This window comes from Aerococcus sp. Group 1, assembly GCF_000193205.1.
GTDB classification, from domain to species: Bacteria; Bacillota; Bacilli; order Lactobacillales; family Aerococcaceae; genus Aerococcus; species Aerococcus urinae_A.
The window spans coordinates 1,376,412-1,394,213 of record NC_015278.1 but is presented as its reverse complement, the minus strand read 5'-3'; the positions used below and the strand labels follow the sequence as shown (position 1 = coordinate 1,394,213).

Sequence of the window (17,802 nt, the reverse complement as noted above, 5' to 3'; positions counted from 1 at the left end):
CGTTAGACTAAGATAGAAAGATAAACGAGGAGGATATTGAATGAGTACATCACATGATGCAAACCGCCAAAAGGCTTTAGACCAGGCCCTTAAACAAATTGAAAAAAACTTTGGTAAGGGAGCTATAATGAAGATGGGAGAATCAACGGATACTCAGGTGTCGACTGTTCCGTCAGGCTCCTTATCCTTAGATATTGCCCTGGGAGTCGGAGGTTATCCGCGTGGACGAATTATTGAAGTCTACGGTCCAGAATCTTCTGGGAAAACCACTGTTGCCCTACATGCTGTTGCCGAGGTTCAAAAACAAGGTGGAATTGCTGCCTTTATTGATGCTGAGAACGCCTTAGACCCTGAATACGCTAGAGCTTTGGGAGTTGACATTGATGAGCTATTACTCTCCCAACCAGATACTGGTGAACAAGGGCTAGAAATTGCTGATGCCTTAGTGTCCTCTGGTGCGATTGATATTGTCGTTGTCGATTCTGTTGCTGCCTTAGTTCCACGGGCTGAAATTGAAGGTGAGATGGGGGACTCCCATGTGGGGCTCCAAGCTCGGTTGATGTCTCAAGCCCTACGGAAGTTATCGGGCTCCATTAATAAGACGAAAACCATTGCCATGTTTATTAACCAGATCCGTGAAAAAGTAGGTGTCATGTTTGGTAACCCAGAAACCACTCCAGGGGGACGGGCCCTAAAATTTTATTCCACTATTCGTCTAGAAGTTAGACGCGGGGAACGGATCAAATCCGGTCAGGATATTATTGGTAACCGCACTAAGATTAAAGTAGTAAAAAATAAGGTAGCTCCGCCATTTAAGGTCGCTGAAGTGGATATTATGTATGGGCAAGGAATTTCTCAAGCGGGTGAATTAGTTGATTTAGCTGCTGACATGGATATCATTAAGAAGAGTGGCTCTTGGTATTCTTACGGGGATGACCGGATTGGCCAAGGACGCGAGAATGCCAAACTATATCTCACCGAAAACCCTGACATATTTAAGGAAATTGATAGTAAGGTTCGAGCAGAGTATGGTTTTGGTCCAGCTGTTGAAGATGACGATTCAGAGGATGAAACAACCAATGAAGAAGCCAAAAACGATTCATCAAGTGATGAAGAAAATGAAACCCTAGATTTATTTAACGATGATGAAGAATAAAATATTTTTCCAAAAACTTGGTGTTCTTAGCCAAGTTTTTTCTTTAGAAAAGTCTTATAAATAATGAGATTATGACCTCTATCTATTACCTATAAGCGTCTCATCCTATCAATATTTCCTTATATTTGCTTTCAGAGCAGAAGGAGAATTTTTTGGTAGCGCTTCTAGAATAATTGACAATAATGTGAAAAAAATATAAAATTTAAATAAATGCTTTGCATTTGAAATTTTATGATTTTTTTATTTAAAAAAGCAGACAATTAAATAGACACGGAGGTGAAACTATGGATGGTTTAACTATTGCCTTCGTTATCGTTACTTTAATTGTTGGCCTTTTAGTCGGATTAGTAATTGGTTACAAAAGACGTCAAAATGTTGAAGAAGAAGAACGTAATGAGGCGCAAAATACTGCAAAAGGAATTTTAGCTCAAGCAAATAAAGATGCTGAAGCTAAAAGAAAAGAAATTCTTTTAGATGCAAAAGAGAAAGCTCAGGATTATCGCAATCAAGTAGAAAGCGAATTAAGTGATCGCCGTCAAGAAATCACTCAAAAAGAGCAAAGACTCTTCCAAAGAGAAGAAAATCTTGACCGGCGTGAAAATGTTCTTACCAATAAGGAAAATGATCAGCTTTCTAAAGAGCAATCAATTCAAGATCGCTTAAAAAATGTTTCTCAAAAAGAAGAAGAAGTCCAAGCAATGGTTCAGGAACGTCAAGATGAAATCGAGCGGATTTCTATGATGACAACTGAAGATGCCAAGGCTTTGATTTTGAAAGAGACAGAAGCAAACTTATCTAATGAAATTGCTTTACGAATTCGAAATGCAGAAGAAAACTATAAAGAGCAAGCACATAAGCTCGCTACTTCAATTATCTTACAAGCAATCGAAACATCTGCTGCCGATACAGTCGCCGATACTTCGGTAACCCGTATCGATTTACCAAACGATGATATGAAAGGTCGTATCATTGGTAAAGATGGGCGGAATATTAAAACCATTGAAGCCTTGACTGGGATTGATTTAATTATCGATGACACTCCAGAAACGGTGGTACTCAGTGGTTTTGACCCGATTCGTCGAGAAATTGCTCGGATTGCTTTAGAAAATCTAATTAAGGATGGACGTATTCATCCAGCAAAAATTGAGGAAGCGGTTGAACGTGCTAGAAAATCAATGGATACAAAAATTCGTGATACTGGGGAAGAGACCACCTTTGACCTAGGTATTCATGATATGCATCCAGACTTAGTCAAGTTAGTCGGACGTTTAAACTATCGCACCAGCTATGGGCAAAATGTCTTGAACCATAGTGTCGAAGTAGCTAAACTGGCTGGTATTATTGCTAGTGAACTCGGCGAAGATGAACAACTGGCTAAACGAAGTGGATTATTACATGATATTGGCAAAGCCGTGGACCACGAGGTGGAAGGTACCCACGTTGAAATTGGTACTGAACTCGCTCGTAAATATAATGAAAATGATATCGTTATTAATGCCATTGCGGCCCACCATGGAGATATCGAATCTGCTTCTGCGATTGCCATTATTGTTCAGGTCGCTGATGCCTTGTCGGCTGCTCGTCCCGGTGCTCGAAGTGAATCATTAGAGAATTATATTCAACGTTTAAGAAGTTTAGAAGCCCTAGCTAATGAATTTAGTGGTGTGAAGAAGACATACGCTATTCAAGCGGGCCGCGAAATTCGTGTGATTGTTAACCCCGAAAAGGTGGATGACTTAAGTGTCGTTAAGATGTCACATGATATTTCTAAACGTATTGAAGACGAACTGGATTACCCAGGCCAAATTAAGGTGACGGTAATACGTGAATCCCGTTCTGTGGATTATGCAAGATAAATTACCTAAGCTATACAATAAGCTTTGATTAAAAATAAAGAAATCTGGAGTAGTAAATTCCAGAATGAAATAATAAGCGAATCGATAAATCCCTATTGGAAAGGTCGGTTCGCTTATTTTTTATGTGACTTGGTCTAAATTGTTAGTTTTTATGATTTATTTCACTCCGCTTGTTACTCCAACTAGCCAACCTAGTGCTGCTATAGCACCTACACTAGCAACTCCTACAGCTGTTGCTCCATCTAGCGATAGTGATAAGTCAGTGACTGCAGAAGAAGGTTCACAAGTTTCAACTTTTAGTGACTGCTTCTGATACAAATGATCCAGTGACAGCAAATCAAAATAAAGATACCAAGACAGATAAAGTCCTAGCCTTAGCTCCTAAGGAAGAAAAATCTTCGACCGCTAAAGCGACCTTTGCACCGGCTACTCATTCTGTTTTACCTAAAACTGATGTAGTTGCTGCATCTTTTACAGGCTTTGGCCTTGCCTTAGCCGCAGCTGGAGCAACTGTCTTGAAACGTCGCAAATAATTAGCATGCCTTGAGACAGCTATAGTCCAAGTTCAATTAGAGCTTGGGCTTTTTATTATGCTTGTTAACTTAGGATGTGATTCTAGGATATTACAATGTAAAAACTGAGGCTGTGTACTTCTATTGAGGGAAAGCAGACCAAAGTTCTAAAAAAGCGCAATAAAAAAGCGGTTCTGGTGACCGCTCATTCATTCTCTTCTATAAACCCGATAGTGGGGGGGAGAAAAACTTGTACGAGATTTGTACGATTTATTTTGGAATTAATTATTTTTAAGTAGTCACAACTTATTTTAAAAGTGCTTTTCAATATAGGGCAAGAAGGGGAAAAGTTATAGAAAAAAAGCACCCTCGAGGGGCGCTACGTGCTGGCATGGCAATATTTTTGGGTTCTCTGTCAAATAGTGTTGATAGGAATTTTTATAATTAATGTCATATCAGAAATGGTATGGCATTTTTTAATAGCTTCTGATAGGTGAAAAAGGGTACGATTAAAAGGCCTCTTGTTTCTTATTTTTTCGCCGTAGGCGAAGACAGAGAGTGAGAAAGCAATATTATAAATAATGAATAAATACCACAAAGATTATGCTGCTTCTGAAAAAGTGAGTGAACGAGGTTGGAAATCATTTCATACCAAGCGAGAAGCCATTATTATACGTATTCTTAAATGATCAAAACGATGGTAGCCATAACCTGTGCGCTTGATCAGTTTCGTTTTATTGTTCATTCCTTCTATTGGACCGTTAGACAAAGTATACGTTAAAGCTTCACAAATACCTTCTTGATATCTTTCTAAGGTTTGAAAAATAGTTCGTACTCTACGTGGAAAAGTGTACTTCTTGACTTCAATGAGTAAGTCTTTAAATGACTGAATGTCATGGGTATAAATACTGTATTTTAGGCGATTAACATAGGTATAGGTACGTGACAATTCGGGAGATAAATTGATGAGGTAATCGACAATCATCTGTTCTGAAACGAGACCGTCAAAAAGTCGATGTGTATATAAGTTTTTATAGTCAAGTTCCCATTCATTTTTTAAAGGTAACTTCCATAACTGTTTTAATTTGCGATAATCACGTGGTGATTGATAGCGAATATGATTCATCAGTTGAATACGTACGGAGTTGATTGCCAGATTAAGATGTTGAATAACGTGAAAACGATCAAATAGTATCTTTGCATTAGGGAAACAAGCGCGGATAACTTCAATATAAGGGCTATACATATTAATCGTAACTATTTTGACAGCTTGTCGACTTTTGTAAGAAAAACGCATAAAGTAGTGGATTAATTCGTTCTTTTGTCGATTTTCAACAATATCAATTAACCGATGGTTTAGGGGATCAATAAAAATAAAGCTCATCGCGCCACTAACATTTTTCACTGATTTAAATTCATCAAAAGAAAGGCACTGGGGCAAATAATTAAATTTAGGTAGTAATGCTTTCCCTCTTTCTTCTAGAAGACGAATCACCGTCGATACAGAAACATTGTGTTGTTTACCGATAAGAGTCATCGCTATCGTTTCACTAAGAGCAAAAGTAATCGCAGTTTTTAGCGCTTTAGAAATATAGCAATTAGCTGCCACTATGGGGGTTTCAGTATTAAAAGTCCTTTGGCAGTGCTTACAAAAGAAACGTTGCTTTTTAAGACGCAAAGTAACGGGTTGACCTCCATTAATGGTCGTTAGTAAGATATCGCTTGAATAAAATCCATTTTTAACGATATCAGCTTGTGATTCGTTGATATGTCCGCAATGGGAACAGTGAGAAGGATGGTTAGTTAAGGTTCCAAAAATAACCTTATGAATGATATTATTTTTCTTTTCCTCCACTACTTTATCTTCAATTTCAATATTTTCATCTTTTATATTAAAGAGATTTTGTATACAATTAGATTGAGTCATGGAATCCGCCTTTCTGTGTTTTGGATTGTATTTTCAGTATAGGCCTTCCATGGCTTTTTGTGTATCAAAAAATGGTGCCAATGAAGAGCCGTTGGCTCCCATCAACACCAAATATTATAGAACCTATTTTTGATGTAAAAAAGTTATATATTTTTGGGTAAAAGTTGGCGATTATTAAAAATTGTTAGGAAATCGAAACCCTTAGAAACGCTGATTTAACAACAATTGGGGGTTATTGGGTATTTTTGAAAATTTGACTACGGAGAAGGTGGGATTCGAACCCACGTGCCGGTTTCCCGACAACTTGATTTCGAGTCAAGCGCGTTACGGCCTCTTCGCTACTTCTCCCGGCTAAACTAAGTTAGCAACAAAGTATATCTTATAACGTTTTGTCCGATTTTGCAAATAAATTTTCACCAGACACGGCCATCTCCCGATAAGGCTTCATATTTTCTATAAAAGTGAAGGTGTTGAAATCGTAAACAAAGTGAAAGATTTCGCAGTTGCCAATTCCTGAGGCTGGCTCAGGAAGGAAATCTTTTACAAATTGGTAGATAACAGCCCCATGAGCGACTGCTAAGACTTGCTGGCTATCCTCTTTTGTCATGATGGCTTGGAGGCTATGGTTAATGCGTTGACAGACTTCGCTAGCTCTCTCACCACCATATTGACAATAGTAATCATCCGTTTTAGGTGCTGAGAGAGGTTTAGGCATGAGGTCGCGAGATTGCCCTTCTAGTGAACCGAAGCCCCATTCCTTTAAGCCGGGGACTGTTTCTGTGGGCATGGGATTAGGAATAGCGTGTTTTAGAGTCGTAATCGCTCGATCAAGTGGTGAGCTGTAGCCATGGGTAAAAGTGATTTCCCGTTCTCTTAGCATATCTCTAGCCAGCTCGGCTTGTCGGATGCCTTTTTCAGTTAAAGGGGAATCACACCAGCCCTGTACGCGGTTCTCCAAATTAAATTCCGTTTCGCCGTGGCGCATGAGATATAAGTGCTTTAACATGATTAATTCCTTTCCTTTTTTTAGCTTTTATTTTATCACGAATTATTAAAGCTGTGAATTTCACCCTTTGCTTTTCTGTGTTAGAATAGATAGGATTGTAAAAAGTTAAGATTAAAGGATGTAAACAATGGCGAAGAAAAAACACCAATGATGGAGCAATACTATCAGATCAAAGATCAATATCCCGATGCCTTTTTATTTTTTAGGCTGGGCGATTTTTATGAAATGTTTGATGATGACGCCAAAAAAGCGGCACAGATATTAGAAATTACCCTAACGAGTCGAAATCGGAATGCGGATGATCCCATTCCCATGTGCGGTGTTCCCTATCATTCAGCGGACGAATATGTGAAAACCCTAGTCAACCAAGGTTATAAGGTAGCCATCGCTGAACAAATGGAAGACCCTAAACAAGCCAAGGGCATGGTGGACCGCCAGGTGATCAAGGTGATTACCCCGGGGACTTATTACAATTCTAGCGATAAGGAAAATGTCTTTATTTGTGCGATTATACATCAAGAAGGCGCCTATGCTTTAGCTTATACTGATATTTCAACAGGCGAGCTGAAAGTGACCCATATGTCTGCTTTTGAAATGTTGTTAACAGAATTCTCACAAATTCAAGCCAAGGAAGTTGTCTTTTACCATGAACTGCGTGAAGAAGACTTGGCCCAACTCGAGCAGCTCTTTCCTTTCACCGCTTCCTATATTAATCGTAAAACCCTCGATCAATTACCGGAAACTGCCTTTGAAAAAATTACTCAAAATATTAAGCATCGTATTGAGCTTAAGGCTTTGCGGGTATTGATGGCCTATGTTTATAGTACCCAGTTTCGTATGGTTAACCACTGGCGCCAAGCGGAGTCCTATGAGTTAGACTATTACTTGCATATGGACTATTTTGCTAAACGCAATTTAGAATTAACCGAATCCATTCGAACTCAGAAACGTTCAGGAAGTTTACTGCATTTTCTCGATGAGACTAAAACCGCCATGGGCGGACGTTTGCTAAGACAGTGGCTGGACCGGCCTCTTATTATCCAAGCAACGATTGAAGAGCGCCTAGACCAAGTAGAATCCTTGATCGACGCCTTCTTTGAACGGCGCAATATCCAAGAAAATCTCTCTGGGGTCTACGATTTAGAGCGCTTAGTGGCTAAGATCTCAATGGGGCAGGTCAATGCCCGCGAGCTCCTGCAATTGATGAATTCCTTGAAAAAGGTTCCCCAAGTCTCTGAAAATTTACAAGCTATCCAAGATAATCCAAGTGATAGACAAGAAACCGGTGTTTGGAACAAGCTCCTTAACAGCCTGGCAGCCCTACCAGAAGTGGTTGAAACCATCGAAAGCGCTATTGATCCGGAAGCTAATATATCGATTACTGAAGGTGGCATTATTAGGGATGGCTTTAGTGATCAGCTGGATGACTATCGTCAGGCGATTCGCCACGGATCAGAATGGATTGCTAACCTGCAAGCCAAGGAGCGTGAAGCGACCGGGATTAAATCTTTAAAAATTGGCTATAATAAGGTTTTTGGTTATTATATCGAGGTAACTAAGGCTAACCTTCATCTTTTACCAGAAGGTCGTTATGAGAGAAAGCAAACCCTAACTAATGCTGAACGTTTTATTACCCCAGAACTAAAGGAAATGGAATATCGGATCTTGGAAGCTCAGGAAAAATCAGTTGACCTGGAATATGAGCTTTTCCTTGGGGTGAGAGAAAAGATAAAAGTCTACCAAAAAGACCTACAAGCCATCGCCCAGGCTGTTGCCCAGGTGGACGTGATCCAGTCCCTAGCGGAAATTAGCGAACAAAACCAGTATGTGCGTCCTCATTTTAGTAGAGAAGACCGGGCCTTATTGCTTAAAGATTCCCGCCACCCAGTGGTTGAAGAGACCCTAGGCCGAGATGATTTTGTTCCTAATGACATCATCATGGATAAAGACACTTGCATTCTATTAATTACTGGCCCAAATATGTCAGGAAAATCCACTTACATGCGCCAACTGGGGCTTACCGTGATCATGGCGCAAATGGGAAGTTTTGTGCCCGCGAGTCAAGCAACCCTACCTATTTTTGACCAGATCTTTACTCGGATTGGGGCAACTGATGACCTGCAAGCGGGACAGAGTACCTTTATGGTCGAAATGATGGAAGCTAACCAGGCTATTCAACATGCGACTGACCGATCTTTGTTACTCTTTGATGAAATTGGGCGGGGGACTTCGACTTATGATGGCATTGCCTTAGCCCAAGCTATTTTAGAGTATTTAAACGACCATCTTAAGGCGAAGGTGCTCTTTTCAACCCATTACCATGAACTGACTGATTTGGATAATCATTTACCGGCCCTTAAGAATATTCATGTCGGCGCCATTGAAAAAGATGGTGAAGTGGTCTTTCTTCATAAGGTTTATGATGGCCCGGCAGATAAGAGTTATGGGATTCATGTTGCTAAGCTGGCTGGCTTACCTAAGAGCTTATTAGCCAATGCAGCTAATATTTTATCTGACTTGGAGAGTGAAGCCGCTAAAGGGGCAGAGCCTAAGCAGCTTAATCTCTTCACTGACCAAGAAAATTTCAATCAAAAGAAAGCTAGTGAAGATTATGTCTTAGACCAGCTAGATGCTGTCGATATTAATCATTTATCACCTATTGAAGCCTTAGAATTATTGAACCAATTACAGAGGAAACTAAGCGAGGAGGATTAGGATGATCCACGAACTTCCTGAACAAGTTGCTAATCAGATTGCCGCTGGGGAAGTGGTCGAAAGGCCAGCTTCCGTGGTAAAAGAACTCTTAGAAAATGCGATTGATGCCCAGGCAACCAGTATCGATATCAAAGTCGAAGAGGCTGGTTTGAAGAGCATCCAAGTCATTGATAATGGTTTAGGAATGAGTGGGGAAGATGTGAAGTTGGCCTTTAAACGCCATGCTACCAGTAAAATCTATCATTCACGAGACCTCTTTCGGATCAAAACCTTGGGCTTTCGAGGTGAAGCCTTACCCTCGATCGCCTCAGTGGCTGAAGTTTCGCTGGAAACCAGTGATGGAAAAGAGGGCTCCTCTATCAGCTTAATTGGGGGCGATGAAGTAGAGTATCGTCCTTCGCATTTACGGCAAGGAACAACCATCCGAGTAGAAAATTTATTCTATAATACCCCAGCCCGCTTAAAGCACATTAAGCAATTAAGTACCGAACTTTCTCATATTACGGATGTCGTGAACCGTTTAGCCATGGCCCGCCCTGATATACGGTTTACTTATACTCATGATGGCAGGAAACTACTAAAGACCAATGGCAAGGGCCGGCTCCAAGAAGTTATCGCTGCAGTTTACGGTTTTAAACAGGCTCAAGACATGTTAGCGATTGAGAATGAGGACCATGATTTTCAACTCAGCGGTTATATTTCTAAACCAGAACTTACCCGGGCCTCACGCAATTATATGTCCCTATTTGTTAACGGCCGCTATATCAAAAACTATGTCCTCAGTCAGTCAATTATCAAGGGTTACGCTTCTAAGTTAATGATTGGCCGTTATCCCATAGCTGTCCTTAATATTTCTACAGATGCCCAATTACTTGATGTTAATGTCCATCCAACCAAACAAGAGATTCGCATTAGTAAGGAAGAAGAACTTTACGACCTCATCCAAAGCAGTGTTCAGGAGAGACTATCTCCCCTAAGAAGGATCCCCGATATAGGTAAGAAAGAGATTACTGAGACAGCTAACCACCAAGCCAGCATTGATCTAAAAAGTCAAGAAGATAGCCAGCAACTGCGTTTTGATTTTAAAAATCAAGTAGAGCCAGCTGAGAATGAAGCTTTCCTAGTTAAGGAAACAGACCATGGCAAAGACTGGCAAGCGGAAACCCAGACAGCTGACCAAGGGAAGGGCGCTCATAGAGCAAGTTTCCCACCAAGCACAACCACACCTAGTGATCTTAAGCCAGCTAGCCCTAATCATGAAGAGGGGCAAGTCCAAGGTCAGAGGAATCCAAGCTTCCCTCAACTGGACTATGTCGGCCAATTACAGGCTTCTTATTTGGTCTGTTCCGATGAAACCGGGATGTATTTAGTTGACCAGCATGCGGCTCAAGAACGGATTAAATATGAATACTTCCGCGAAGCTATCGGTGATATGGATACAGCTAGCCAGGAATTACTGGTTCCTTTAGTTTTAGACTATCCCTCATCAGAAAGTCATGATGTCAGACAAGTCTTAGATCGGATACGGGCTATGGGGATTGGCATTGAAGAATTTGGCCCCAATCAATTTTTAGTCAACTACCATCCCGCTTGGATGGGGAGTGACCAGGTCCAAGAACACATTGATTCCATGATCCAACTAGCCATTGAAAATAAAGATTTTTCGGTCAATACCTACCGGGAAAAAACCGCTATTATGATGTCTTGCCGGTTTTCGATAAAAGCTAACCATTATTTAGATGATCGTCAAGCCCGGCAATTGTTAGATGACCTGACTTACTGTGAGAACCCTTATAATTGTCCCCACGGACGTCCCGTTTTAATCCATTATTCTAATTATGAAATCGAACGCAGCTTCAAACGGATTCAAGATGCCCATGAAAGTCCTAAGAATCAATAATATAGGGATTATCTGCTAGTTATGATAAAATAAAGCAAATTAAAGAAAGAGGAGAGACTGCTATGAATCAAGAAGAAAAAACCGCTCGTTTAAAAGAACTTAGTGACTTAGCTTATGAAGTGACTCAAAATCAAGCCACTGAACGTCCTTTTTCAGGTGACTATGATGAATTTTTTGAAAAGGGAATTTACGTAGATATTGTGGATGGAAAACCCTTATTCTCTTCCAGTAAAAAATACAATTCTGGTTGTGGTTGGCCAGCTTTTACCCAACCTATTGAAGAGGATGTTGTTAACGAGCACCAAGATACTTCACATGGCATGGTTCGTACTGAAGTACGAAGTCAAGCAGCAGACTCTCATTTGGGACATGTCTTTACTGATGGTCCAAGTGAAGCAGGGGGGTTAAGATACTGTATTAATTCTGCTGCTTTAAAATTTATTCCCTATGAAGAAATGGACCAAGCTGGCTATAGTGACTACAAAAAATATGTGGAGTAATGAGGTTGAGTGATGTACCAATATATCAAGGGATTACTTGTTGATTTAACTAGTGAAGCGGTAGTCGTTGAAACGGCGGGACTTGCCTATTATATTTATTTTCCAAATCCTTATCGCTTAAGTGATCAAAAAGGCCAACAGGTGCAAGTTTGGCTCTACCAAGCGGTTAGCCAGGATGCCATACGCCTGTATGGCTTTTTTGATCAGGCCGAGAAACAACTCTTTTTACAATTGATAAGTGTTTCGGGAATCGGGCCTAAGAGTGCTTTATCAATTTTAGCTTATGGTGACCAAGCCGGCTTTATTGCAGCGATTGAATCGGAAAATGTCAAATTCTTAACCAAGTTTCCCGGCGTTGGTAAAAAAACTGCTCAACAGATCATCTTAGACTTACAAAGTAAGCTCAGCCGCCTTAAATCCGAAGCGCTTCCTGCTGACCAAGAAGTCATTTCTGATCAATCAGAGTCAAGTCAGATGATGATTGAATTAGAAGCAGCCCTAAACAGTCTTGGTTACGCTAAGCGGGAGATCGACCAAGTGATCAAAAAAGGCGATTTTTCAGAGGTCGATAACACCGCAGATGCTATTCGGGTCGCCTTAAGATATATTACCTTAAAATAAGTAGTGAGGAGTTATGATAATGTCTAATGAAAAAAGGCTTCAAAGTGGTGAAGAATTTTTTGAAGAAGAAGACATGGAAGCTAGCCTAAGACCGCAACTTCTCAAAGACTACATTGGCCAAGAAGAAACTAAACATGAACTTTCTGTTTATATACATGCTGCTAGACAGCGGACTGAATCTTTAGATCATGTCTTATTGTACGGGCCGCCAGGATTAGGGAAAACCACCTTAGCCAATGTCATTAGTAATGAAATGCAGGTCAATATGCAGACCAGTAGCGGTCCAGCCATTGAAAAAACGGGTGATCTTTTAATTTTACTCAACGAACTGGCCCCTGGAGATGTCTTATTTATCGATGAAATCCACTGCCTGCCTCGCAATGTCGAAGAAATGCTCTACAGTGCCATGGAGGACTTTCGTGTTGATATTATTGTTGGCCAAGAGAGTTCAGCCCACGCGGTTCAATTTGATCTGCCTCCATTTACCTTGGTAGGAGCCACGACTAGGGCTGGGAGCTTATCTGCTCCTTTAAGGGACCGCTTCGGTATCATCCAGCATATGCGTTATTATAAGGTGGATGAATTACAAGAAATCGTTAAGCGGAGTAGCCAGATTTTTGAGGTAACCATTGAAGATGAAGCAAGTTATGAAATTGCCTTACGGTCGCGTGGCACCCCTCGGATTGCCAACCGCTTATTGAAGCGAGTCAGAGACTTTGCTCAAATATATAATACCAATGCAATTATTGATTTAGCAATCACTGAAAGAGCCCTAAGTATTTTAAAAATTGATAAGGCTGGTTTAGATGATCTTGACCGACGCATCTTAGAGACTATTATTTTCTATTATCAAGGTGGGCCGGTAGGCTTATCTACTATTGCGGCTAATTTATCAGAAGAAAAAGAAACCATTGAAGATATGTATGAACCTTATTTAATTCAAATGGGCTTTTTACAACGCACACCTAGAGGGCGTATGGCCACGGCTAAGGCCTACCAACATTTAGGAATTGATAAAGAGGAGAACGAGGATGACCTTAAAAACGACAGATTATGATTATGATTTACCAGAAGAACTCATTGCCCAAAGTCCCACTAAGGATCGCTTAAACTGTCGACTTTTATGTTTGAATGCTAGAGATGGCCACTACCAGGATAAGATGTTTTCAGCTATTGAAGAGGAGTTTGAAGCAGGGGATGTCTTAGTCTTAAATAATACTCGGGTCTTACCGGCCCGTCTTTACGGCGAAAAAGAAGCGACAGGTGGCCACGTTGAAGTATTACTCTTAAACAATGTGGAAGGCGACCTTTGGGAGACCCTGGTTAAACCAGGACGACGCTTGAAAGCCGGCACAAGGCTTAGCTTTGGCGATGGCCGCTTGAAAGCTGAAATCAAAGAAACACTTGACTATGGTGGTGGTCGCCTGCTGGAATTTTATTATGATGGGATTTTCTTAGAGATTTTAGAGAGTCTAGGAGAGATGCCTCTGCCACCTTACATTAAGAACAAATTAACCGATCCAGACCGCTACCAAACAGTTTATGCTAAAGTGAATGGTTCGGCAGCAGCCCCGACAGCGGGTTTACACTTTACTGAGGACTATCTAAAGAGCTTACAGGAAAAAGGGGTTAAGATTGCTTATCTGACCCTCCATGTCGGTTTGGGAACTTTTCGACCAGTGAATGAAGAAGATCTGAGTGACCACCAAATGCATTCAGAATTTTATCGCTTAGATCCAGAAAATGCTGAAATGATAAGTCAAGCCCAAGCAAATGGTCACCATGTCATTGCTTGCGGGACAACCTGTATTCGTACTTTAGAGACTATTGGTCAAAAATTTGATGGCCAAGTGAAAGCAGATTCTGGCTGGACTGATATTTTCATTTATCCAGGTTTTAAGTTTACTGTGGTCGATCATTTCATTACCAACTTCCATTTACCTAAATCAACCCTAGTAATGTTGGTGGCTGCTTTTGCCGGAAGAGACCTGTGCTTAACGCCTATCGTCATGCGGTCGAGGAGAAGTATCAATTCTTTTCTTTTGGGGATGCCATGTTTGTCCGCGGTCCGCAATACATAGAAAAATAAGTGTCTTTACCATCAGTAAGCGGTGATTATATGTAAATAAGCTGGCTAAACTGATGGTTTTTATCATGTTAAAAGGAGTTGGTCTATCGTGTTTACACCCCTAAATGTGAATACATCCTATACGCTTTTAAAGAGTCCCATGCCGGTAAAGGATTATGTCGAAGCGGCCAAAGCCTTAGACTATCAAAACTTAGCGATAAGTGATGTCAATGTGATGTATGGGGTGATTGATTTTTATAATTATTGTAAGCATTATGACATCAATCCCTTAATTGGAATGACCGTTTCAATTCAACGTCCTGACCAGCGTGACCAAGAAGAGTGGCTGATTTATGCTAAAAATGATCAAGGCTACCGCTCTCTTATGCGCTTAAGTTCCTTAATTAAAAGCCAAGAGCCAATTGATTATCAGGCGGTTAGAGACTTTATCTTTAACAACCACCGCAATTGGATCACTATCATAGAAGCTAATAATGGCCCACATATGCATTTTCTCAAGCAACAGCGTGAAGAAGAGGCCGCTGCCTTCTTAGATAAATTACGGGAAATCTTCAAGGCTTCTGACTTATATATGGGGGTTGATGAATCTTATCTCTACCATCAAGCAGCCTTGGAAGACCTGGCTAAGGAAAGTCAGATTCCCTTGATCGCTCAGTCAAAGTTGGCTTATTTGTCAAAAAATGATGTCTTTACCCAGGATGTATTAGCTGCTATTGAAGTCAATCAGCCTCTAGATAATTACCGAGAAAAAGCAGGGGCAGAAGGGCAGTTTTTTCTAAGGAGTCTAGCGTCTTATCAAGAATCCTACCAAAACAAGGGACTAGCTAAGGCTTTTGACCAAGTGTCAGAGGCTTTTGATGGGGTTCATTTAGACATTCAGTTTGACCAAGCGCTTTTGCCCAAGTATCCCATTGAATCAGGGCAAAGTAGTAAGGAATTTCTCAAAGATTTAGCCTATCAAGGTCTGTCTAAGCGGGTGGGTAATGAGCAAAGTTACCGAGAGCGCTTGGATTACGAACTTTCCATTATTGATCAAATGGGCTTCAATGATTATTTTCTCATTGTTTGGGACGTGATGGATTATGCTCATAAGAAGCATATTATGACCGGACCAGGTCGAGGATCTGCTGCGGGTTCCTTGGTAGCTTATTGTCTCTTTATTACCGATGTAGACCCTATAAGAAATCATTTACTTTTTGAGCGTTTTCTTAATCCTGAACGCCAGTCGATGCCGGATATTGATTTGGACTTTCCTGATGATAAGCGCCAGGATATTTTGAATTATGTCTATCACAAATATGGTAGTGACCACGTGGCTCAAATTTCTACCTTTGGTACCTTTGCTGCCCGCAAGGCCATCAGGGACGTCGGTAATGCTTTTAATAAGAGTCAAGCGACTATGAGCCGTTGGGCCAATACCATTAGCTCGCAAAATCAGACTCTTGAAGAAGCTTATCAAAGTTCCAGCCAACTCCAACAATATATAGCAGAAGAGGAGGATGGCCAGCTCTGGTTTCAGACCGCTAAAAAGATTGAAGGCTTGCCTCGCCACGTCTCTACCCATGCGGCAGGGGTTATTCTCAGTGACCAAGACTTGACCGATTTTATCCCCTTACAGGCTGCCCTTAACCATTCCATTCACCAGTCCCAATACACCATGCATGAAATTGAGCGGATTGGTTTATTAAAAATTGACTTTTTGAGTTTAAGTAACTTAACGATTTTAGCCAATAGTGTCAGAGCAGCGGAAAAAATCAGCAAAAGTCGCTTACGTCCTATAGACTTTCCTCGTAATGATCAATCGGTCTATCGTGTCTTTAGTCAAGCCAATACCTTGGGTGTCTTTCAATTTGAATCGAATGGGATTCGCCGTGTCTTGAGGCGAGTGAAGCCAAGTTCAATGGCGGACCTTGCAGCAGTAAATGCACTCTACCGGCCAGGTCCCATGCAACAAATTAATCACTTTGTCAATCGTAAACATGGTAAGGAGCCGATTACTTACCCCCATCCGGACTTAGAAGGTATCTTGAAGGAAACTTATGGGATTATTGTCTATCAGGAACAAGTCATGCAAGTTGCCCAAAAAATTGCTGGATTTTCTTTGGGAGAAGCTGATATCTTACGGCGGACGATCAGTAAGAAAGATAAGGCAACCATGGACCGCTTACAGGCGAAATTTATCCGCCAAGCTGTTGCTAAGGGCTACAGCCAAAGCGTTGCCCCAAAAATTTATTCCTACATTGAAGCTTTTGCTGATTATGGATTTAACAAGTCACATGCTTATGCTTATTCCTATTTAGCTTATGAGATGGCCTGGCTAAAGGTTCACTATCCGGCCGCCTTTTACTATGGGAATCTCTTGCAACATAAGATTTATGAGACTAAGGGTCAGCAATTAACTTATGAGGCTAGTCTTTGCCAAGTTAAGCTCCAACTCCCCGATGTCAACCGGTCATATACAACCATGCAGGTAGTTGATGACCAGCATATTTTACTCGGTCTTGCTGATATTCGTGGCTTGATGCGAAACTTTACCACAGCCATTGTCCAGGAACGGCTCAATGGGGGGCAGTATCGGTCATTGGGAGACTTTATTCAACGCCTGCCAAAAAACTATTCAAAGGCTGACAATCTGGAAAAATTAGCGCTTGCGGGAGCTTTGGACAGCTTTGGATATAATCGCCGCACCTTAATAGAAGAGGCTTTACCAAAGTTACTAGAAGCGGTGAACTTATTTGGCGGAAGCAACAACCAGCAACTTTCCTTGTTCAATCAGGAGAATCGCGAGCTTTATGCTCCTGAAATTAAGCATTTGAATGAGTATGATGATCGTCTTCTTTTGGAGGGGGAGCAAGAAACCCTGGGTCAGTCCATTAGCGTCGAATTATATAGTGACTACCGTCCTTACTACCAAAATGGTCAAATTCAACCCATCAATAAGTTAAGCGATAAAAGTCAGGTGACGATTATTGGAGAAATTGTCAAGGTGAAAAGAATTCAAACGAAAAAGAACCAGCCCATGGCTTTCTTAACTTTGCGTGATGAGCATAGTGAAGTTGAGGTGATTGCTTTTCCTAAAGCTTATATTGATTTTGCTGCCTACATAAGGGAAGGCCTGCAAGTCCTTGTCCAAGGCAAGACTCAGACCAGGAAACAGGGCTTGCAAGTGGTTTTAGACCAGTGTCAACCCTTAAATCATCAGTTACTCACTGAATTGGAAAGGAAACGACTGAACTCGATTCAAACAATAAACATTCGCGTGGCAAGTAGCCAGCTGGCGAGTGAGAAAAAAGCAGACCTCCTTGCTCTTATCAACCAGTATCACGGCAGGGTTAAATTAACTTTCACCATGGCCAAAGAACAGAAAAAATATCAATTGGGTGAGTGCTTTGCTGTTCAAGCCCGCCCCGAAGTCATTCAAGAATTAAGAAAAATTTACGGCTCTGAGAATGTTCTTTATTAATGAAATCGTTTTAATAGGAAAACCCTTAGTAATCAGCTTAGAAACATGATATTATAT

11 protein-coding genes, 1 tRNA gene and 1 pseudogene are annotated in these 17,802 nt (G+C 41.0%); 10 read left to right on the top strand and 3 right to left on the bottom strand.

Annotated features, from left to right (window positions below; genetic code table 11):
- Nucleotides 1–40 precede the first annotated feature (40 nt).
- From recA to HMPREF9243_RS06525, 3 genes are all read left to right on the top strand, one after another.
- Complete coding sequence (gene recA, locus HMPREF9243_RS06535) at nucleotides 41–1,156, top strand: recombinase RecA (RefSeq protein WP_013669682.1); 1,116 nt, start codon at nucleotides 41–43, stop codon at nucleotides 1,154–1,156.
- A 284-nt stretch (nucleotides 1,157–1,440) separates the two neighbouring features.
- Nucleotides 1,441–3,012, top strand: a complete 1,572-nt coding sequence (gene rny, locus HMPREF9243_RS06530) for a ribonuclease Y (protein WP_013669186.1) — start codon at nucleotides 1,441–1,443, stop codon at nucleotides 3,010–3,012.
- 299 nt (nucleotides 3,013–3,311) lie between these two features.
- Complete coding sequence (locus tag HMPREF9243_RS06525; RefSeq protein WP_013669771.1) at nucleotides 3,312–3,545, top strand: LPXTG cell wall anchor domain-containing protein; 234 nt, start codon at nucleotides 3,312–3,314, stop codon at nucleotides 3,543–3,545.
- A gap of 625 nt (nucleotides 3,546–4,170) precedes the next feature.
- On the opposite strand, the gene HMPREF9243_RS06520 is transcribed toward HMPREF9243_RS06525, so the two are convergent.
- From HMPREF9243_RS06520 to HMPREF9243_RS06510, 3 genes are all read right to left on the bottom strand, one after another.
- Nucleotides 4,171–5,451, bottom strand: a complete 1,281-nt coding sequence (locus tag HMPREF9243_RS06520; RefSeq protein ID WP_013669166.1) for an ISL3 family transposase — start codon at nucleotides 5,449–5,451, stop codon at nucleotides 4,171–4,173.
- Nucleotides 5,452–5,711: 260 nt separating this feature from the next.
- Nucleotides 5,712–5,799 (bottom strand) — tRNA-Ser (locus HMPREF9243_RS06515).
- A gap of 31 nt (nucleotides 5,800–5,830) precedes the next feature.
- Nucleotides 5,831–6,457, bottom strand: a complete 627-nt coding sequence (locus HMPREF9243_RS06510; RefSeq protein ID WP_013668625.1) for a histidine phosphatase family protein — start codon at nucleotides 6,455–6,457, stop codon at nucleotides 5,831–5,833.
- 147 nt (nucleotides 6,458–6,604) lie between these two features.
- Between HMPREF9243_RS06510 and mutS the strand changes: the two genes are divergently transcribed.
- From mutS to HMPREF9243_RS06475, 7 genes and pseudogenes are all read left to right on the top strand, one after another.
- Complete coding sequence (gene mutS, locus HMPREF9243_RS06505) at nucleotides 6,605–9,172, top strand: DNA mismatch repair protein MutS (RefSeq protein WP_013669389.1); 2,568 nt, start codon at nucleotides 6,605–6,607, stop codon at nucleotides 9,170–9,172.
- Between the two features lies 1 nt (nucleotide 9,173).
- Complete coding sequence (mutL, locus tag HMPREF9243_RS06500) at nucleotides 9,174–11,072, top strand: DNA mismatch repair endonuclease MutL (RefSeq protein ID WP_013668991.1); 1,899 nt, start codon at nucleotides 9,174–9,176, stop codon at nucleotides 11,070–11,072.
- A 62-nt stretch (nucleotides 11,073–11,134) separates the two neighbouring features.
- Nucleotides 11,135–11,572 (top strand): peptide-methionine (R)-S-oxide reductase MsrB, encoded by a 438-nt coding sequence (gene msrB, locus HMPREF9243_RS06495; protein ID WP_013668696.1) that lies wholly within the window; start codon nucleotides 11,135–11,137, stop codon nucleotides 11,570–11,572.
- A gap of 12 nt (nucleotides 11,573–11,584) precedes the next feature.
- Nucleotides 11,585–12,193, top strand: coding sequence for a Holliday junction branch migration protein RuvA (gene ruvA, locus HMPREF9243_RS06490; protein ID WP_041706144.1), 609 nt, complete (start codon nucleotides 11,585–11,587; stop codon nucleotides 12,191–12,193).
- Between the two features lie 19 nt (nucleotides 12,194–12,212).
- Entirely contained in the window at nucleotides 12,213–13,250 is a 1,038-nt protein-coding gene (gene ruvB / locus HMPREF9243_RS06485; RefSeq protein ID WP_013668472.1) for a Holliday junction branch migration DNA helicase RuvB, read from the top strand.
- A pseudogene (gene queA, locus HMPREF9243_RS06480) lies at nucleotides 13,225–14,282 on the top strand (tRNA preQ1(34) S-adenosylmethionine ribosyltransferase-isomerase QueA). Before ruvB ends, queA begins: the two are co-directional and overlap by 26 nt.
- 88 nt (nucleotides 14,283–14,370) lie before the next feature.
- Nucleotides 14,371–17,745: a DNA polymerase III subunit alpha gene (locus HMPREF9243_RS06475; RefSeq protein WP_013669556.1), complete on the top strand. Its 3,375-nt coding sequence runs from the start codon at nucleotides 14,371–14,373 to the stop codon at nucleotides 17,743–17,745.
- Nucleotides 17,746–17,802: the final 57 nt, after the last annotated feature.

Bases quoted from the DNA above. Each gene is read 5' to 3' on its own strand.
- recA (WP_013669682.1), top strand. From the start codon at position 41: ATGAGTACATCACATGATGCAAACCGCCAAAAGGCTTTAGACCAGGCC.
- rny (WP_013669186.1), top strand. From the start codon at position 1,441: ATGGATGGTTTAACTATTGCCTTCGTTATCGTTACTTTAATTGTTGGC.
- HMPREF9243_RS06520 (WP_013669166.1), bottom strand. From the start codon at position 5,451: ATGACTCAATCTAATTGTATACAAAATCTCTTTAATATAAAAGATGAA.
- HMPREF9243_RS06510 (WP_013668625.1), bottom strand. From the start codon at position 6,457: ATGTTAAAGCACTTATATCTCATGCGCCACGGCGAAACGGAATTTAAT.
- mutS (WP_013669389.1), top strand. From the start codon at position 6,605: ATGATGGAGCAATACTATCAGATCAAAGATCAATATCCCGATGCCTTT.
- mutL (WP_013668991.1), top strand. From the start codon at position 9,174: ATGATCCACGAACTTCCTGAACAAGTTGCTAATCAGATTGCCGCTGGG.
- msrB (WP_013668696.1), top strand. From the start codon at position 11,135: ATGAATCAAGAAGAAAAAACCGCTCGTTTAAAAGAACTTAGTGACTTA.
- ruvA (WP_041706144.1), top strand. From the start codon at position 11,585: ATGTACCAATATATCAAGGGATTACTTGTTGATTTAACTAGTGAAGCG.
- ruvB (WP_013668472.1), top strand. From the start codon at position 12,213: ATGTCTAATGAAAAAAGGCTTCAAAGTGGTGAAGAATTTTTTGAAGAA.